The 4604-nt window shown below is 43.9% G+C and carries 4 protein-coding genes; 2 read left to right on the top strand and 2 right to left on the bottom strand.

Features of this window, described 5'->3' with window-relative positions; all coding sequences use genetic code 11:
- Positions 1–462 precede the first annotated feature (462 nt).
- A complete protein-coding gene (locus tag IM322_RS02830; protein WP_286826973.1) occupies positions 463–1083 on the top strand; it encodes a chorismate lyase in 621 nt (206 codons plus the stop codon).
- Between the two features lie 32 nt (positions 1084–1115).
- Here IM322_RS02830 and IM322_RS02825 read toward each other — a convergent pair whose 3' ends face one another.
- On the bottom strand, positions 1116–3155 hold the full coding sequence (locus tag IM322_RS02825; RefSeq protein ID WP_287673240.1) for a hydantoinase/oxoprolinase family protein: 2040 nt from the start codon (positions 3153–3155) through the stop codon (positions 1116–1118).
- Positions 3156–3239: 84 nt separating this feature from the next.
- Here IM322_RS02825 and IM322_RS02820 point away from each other — a divergent pair, with 84 nt between their 5' ends.
- A complete protein-coding gene (locus tag IM322_RS02820; RefSeq protein WP_287673239.1) occupies positions 3240–4247 on the top strand; it encodes a Gfo/Idh/MocA family protein in 1008 nt (335 codons plus the stop codon).
- 23 nt (positions 4248–4270) lie between these two features.
- Here the strand turns inward: IM322_RS02820 and IM322_RS02815 are convergent, their stop codons facing one another.
- Positions 4271–4378 carry a DUF433 domain-containing protein gene (locus IM322_RS02815; protein WP_287673237.1) on the bottom strand — a complete coding sequence of 36 codons (108 nt, stop codon included), beginning with the start codon at positions 4376–4378 and terminating at the stop codon, positions 4271–4273.
- Positions 4379–4604 lie beyond the last annotated feature (226 nt).

Genomic DNA, 4604 nt, shown 5'->3' with positions numbered 1-4604 from the left:
GACAATTTCAAGAGAGATAGGCTTTTAGTGGCTTGGGAACAAGCTTTATCAATTTATTCATAATAAATATTGGCAGAGGATTAAAGATTAGTTATTGTGACTAACTCTTTTGATTAGAAAAAGATAAAATTGAGAATCTTCGGTCAAATTTATTGACTCAAAATCCGCTGTACTTAATTTAAATGAATCAACCCTACCCAACCCCCCCCGTTGGGTGCGTGGCGCCGCCCCCAAACCCCGGAGCGCATTAGTTTTTCGGTGGGATGCTTACAGGCAGCAGCTGATATATCTGTAATAATTTAAGGGTCACTGATAATTGCTGATTGTTGGTATTTCTGCAAATGTGAGATGCACCCACGAAAAAGCTAGAGAGGATTGGCGTAGGACGATCGCTTTTATCGCCAGCAGACAAAAATCCCGTGTTATGATTAATGAAAAAATCATAAAGTTTTGTAACAAACCTTGACTGCTATCCTCCGCCCCCAAGAAAAGCCGCTGCTTAATCGTCCTTGGTACTCCCTGTCCCCTCTCTGGCAAGGAGACGAAACCGATGTTAAACAAGGTTTACCCCATAGCCAACTCGCCCCCCCGTGGCAGATTTTAATTCTCGGCGATGGTTCTCCCACCCGTCATTTACAACTTTTAACCGGTGAAAAAACGGAAGTAGATGTGATCGATATGTCCCCCATCGGCGACGATGAGGATGGCGCACCGATGAAAATTAGCCTGATTCCGGGGCCGAGATTGCGTCGTCAAGTCTGGTTACGCACAGCTAGTGGTCAAAGGTTAGCCTATGCCGCTTCTTGGTGGTCTGTCAATCAAGTGGACGAATATCTGGAAAATCGTTCCCTACCGATTTGGGAAAGTCTCTCGCGGCTGCACACGGAATTGTATCGCGATGTGCAGGGACTTTATTACGGTCATTCCCCGGAATTAGAAATAGCTTTTGGGGAAAAAGGAGCATTTTGGGGTCGTCATTACCTATTTTGGCACGCTCGCCAACCCCTTACCCTGATTTACGAGGTTTTTTCTCCCTATCTCCGTAAATACCTCGGCGAAATGAGAATTGATCAATTAGAATAACTGCTGTAGATATTTCTAAGTAGTTCAATTAGTTAATCTTTGGAGAGAATTAAATGATTTTTCTCCGTTAATTTTGCCATCCAACCCGGTTCAATCACAATCGTGCTAATTTTTTCGATAATAATTGCAGGTCCTGCCAGACAATCAAAAGGTTGCAGATCTGAACGCTGATAAATTGGCGTTTCCCGCCATTGATTAGCCATAAAAACCGCTACTCGATCGAGGATAGGAGGTAATTCTCCCATCGGACGGGAGCGAGTTAAAATTGCTTCTTTGGGACTGTCCATAGTCTGGATCAATTCCACGGCAATCGACTCAACAATTAAAGCTTTTTGTTCTTGCTTAAACCCATAACGTCTTTGATGTTCCCGTTCAAAATCCTGACGCATTTGATCGCTAAAATTAACCGCTAAAGTGGCATCACTGCCTTGATATTTTAAACTAACTTGCTGCCGCACCTGATTATAATCCTCTAATTCCCGACCCGCTAAAACTTCTAATTCGTTCATTTCCGTGAGCAACTCCCCGATTAAATCGGCATTTAACCCCTGTTCGATCGCTTTTTCTTTAATTACCCTCAAATCGGCCAAACCCATGCCGTAGGCGCTTAAAACCCCGGCGTAGGGATGGAGAAAAATACTTTTCATTCCCAGAGTATCGGCAATTAAACAGGCCACTTGACCCCCGGCACCGCCAAAGGTACAAAGAGTATAATCACTGAGATCATAACCCTTTTGTAGAGAGATTTTTTTAATCGCATTAGCCATATTTTCCACGGCAATTTGAATAAACCCGGCAGCCAACATTTCAGGACTATTATTACCCCCCATTGTTGCCGCCAATTCTTGAAACTTTGTCAGCACAATCTCTTTATCTAGGGGTAAATTTCCTTCTTGTCCAAAAATAGCGGGAAAATAGGCGGCTTGAATTTTTCCTAACAAAACATTAGCATCGGTAATTGTTAATGGTCCACCCCGTCGATAACAGGCAGGTCCAGGATTAGCTCCGGCACTTTCTGGTCCGACCCGAAAACGATAACCATCATAGACTAAAATCGAACCCCCACCAGCGGCCACGGTGTGAATACTTAACATCGGCGCTCGCATTCTTACGCCAGCAATTTCGTTATCTGTTTGGCGCTCGTATTCCCCTTGAAAATGAGAAACATCGGTGCTAGTTCCTCCCATATCAAAACTGATAATTTTGCTAAATCCCGCCCTTAAACTGGTTTGTACTGCCCCGACTATTCCCCCCGCAGGACCAGATAAAATGCTATCTTTACCCTGAAATTTATCGGCAGTGACTAAACCGCCATCGGATTTCATAAATAACAAGCTAGTTTTCGGTAATTGCTGGCTAATACTATCAACATAGCGGCGTAAAATTGGCGATAGATAGGCAGAGACTACCGTGGTATCTCCCCGGGATACCAGTTTCATTAAAGGACTGACTTGATGGGAAATGGCTAGATGAGTAAAGCCGATTTCTTCGGCAATGGCTGCCACTTGTTTTTCGTGGTCGGGATAACGATAACCGTGCATAAAAACAATCGCACAACTTCGGATACCCGCTTGATAAACTGGTATTAAATCGGCTTTAACTTGGGCGGGATTAACGGCGATTAATTCTTGTCCTTGACGATCGTACCGTTCGGCCACTTCGATAACTTGTTCGTATAATAAAGAAGGAAGAATAATTTGACGGGCAAAAATATCGGGGCGATTTTGATAGCCAATTCTCAAGGCATCTTTAAAACCTTTGGTGATTAACAAAACCGTGCGCTCTCCTTTTCTTTCTAACAGCGCATTGGTGGCTACCGTTGTTCCCATTTTAATCACTTCGATGTTATCTAGGGAACCGCTAATATCTTTGATCCCTTGAATGACTGCATCTGGGTATTTTTCGGGATTTTCCGAGAGCAGTTTATAGAGAACAATCCACTGTTGATCGGCAAGGGGAACAATCAGAAATCTAGCGGCATCTCTAGCTAGTCGTTCAATAATTTCTGGTCGATCGATTATCGCCACTATATCGGTAAAAGTTCCCCCTCGATCGATAAAAAATTTTAACATAATCCCTTCCAGGTCTCAGAGTCAATTAACAATTGCGCCTAATCCTTTTAAAATAAACTAGATTGATTTATCTGAGTAAGCAAAATGTCCACAGGAATCGCTATCTTAGGGGTAGGACGTTGGGGAGTCCATTTCGTCCGTCATTTTTCTCAACATCCCTCAGCACAAGTAGTGGCGATCGTTGACCCCTCCCCTGAAAAACTTCATCTCTGTCGGGATCAATTTAATCTCGATACTAATAAGGTTATTTTAGCCAATGACTGGGAATCAATTCGTCTTCACCCCGAAATCTCGGCTGTAGTCGTCGTTACTCCCGCCATCAGTCATTATCCCCTGATTAAAGATGCTCTTAATTTAGGTTATCACGTCCTCGCCGAAAAACCCTTAACCCTCAATCCCCAAGAAAGCAGCGAATTAACGGAATTAGCGGCGAAAAAACAGCGTATTTTATTAGTTGATCATACCTATCTTTTTCATCCCGCCGTTATCACCGGACAAAAAGTCCTGCAATCTGGGGGTATCGGTAAACCTCTTTATGGTTATGCCACTCGCACCCACTTAGGTCCGGTCCGTCAGGATGTGTCCGCTTTGTGGGATCTAGCTATTCACGATATCTCGATTTTTAATAGCTGGTTAAATAGTACACCAATATTAGTTCAGGCGAGGGGAACCTTCTGGCTACAACCTAATCTAGCCGATTTAGTCTGGTTAACCCTGATCTATGGCGATGGTTTTCAAGCGACTATTCACCTTTGTTGGTTGAATCCCGATAAACAGCGACGTTTAGGGATAGTTGGCAGCGAAGGGACTTTAATTTTCAATGAATTAGACTCTCGATCGCCTTTAACGCGACAAAAGGGCTATTTTGAACGTCAGGAAGCCTATTTTATTCCCCGGGGACAAGAGACGGAATCTATCCCTATTGCCGATGGTGAACCCCTAAAAGCATTGTGCGAACATTTTTTAGAGTCGGTGGCTACGGGTGTCAATTCTCCTGTATCTTCGGGATCGGTAGCGACGCAATTAGTCAAAATCCTCCAGGCAGCAGAATTATCTCTAGCCAGAGGTGGAGAGATTGTGCGCTTAGAATGAGGTTTTAGACCCGATTTTTTCGATCAGACTGCGATCGCAATAATTCTTACTTCCTCAATCCTTGTCCCTTTAATGATAGGTTTTCCCACTAAAATATCGGGATTCAGTGTAATTCGAGTTTCCCAGTCCATAGCTACATCATTGAAAGTGTTTTCAAAAAGGTAAAGGCTGCGTGGGACGCACCCGACCATATCGGCGATCGCTTAGATGTTCGGCTAAGTAGGGTCTGCTGAAAAAGTTTTTCGGTGGGGGTTGGGGGTTGGGGGTTGGGGGTTGGGGGATGGGGGATGGGGGATGGGTTTTACCGATTTTCAGGTGGTCAACTACCTAATTTTCAGGGAAAAAGTACCTGAATTT

The organism is Microcystis sp. M109S1 (assembly GCF_020247025.1).
In the GTDB taxonomy this organism is placed as follows: Bacteria; Cyanobacteriota; Cyanobacteriia; order Cyanobacteriales; family Microcystaceae; genus Microcystis.
This window is presented reverse-complemented; position numbering and strand designations above follow the sequence as displayed.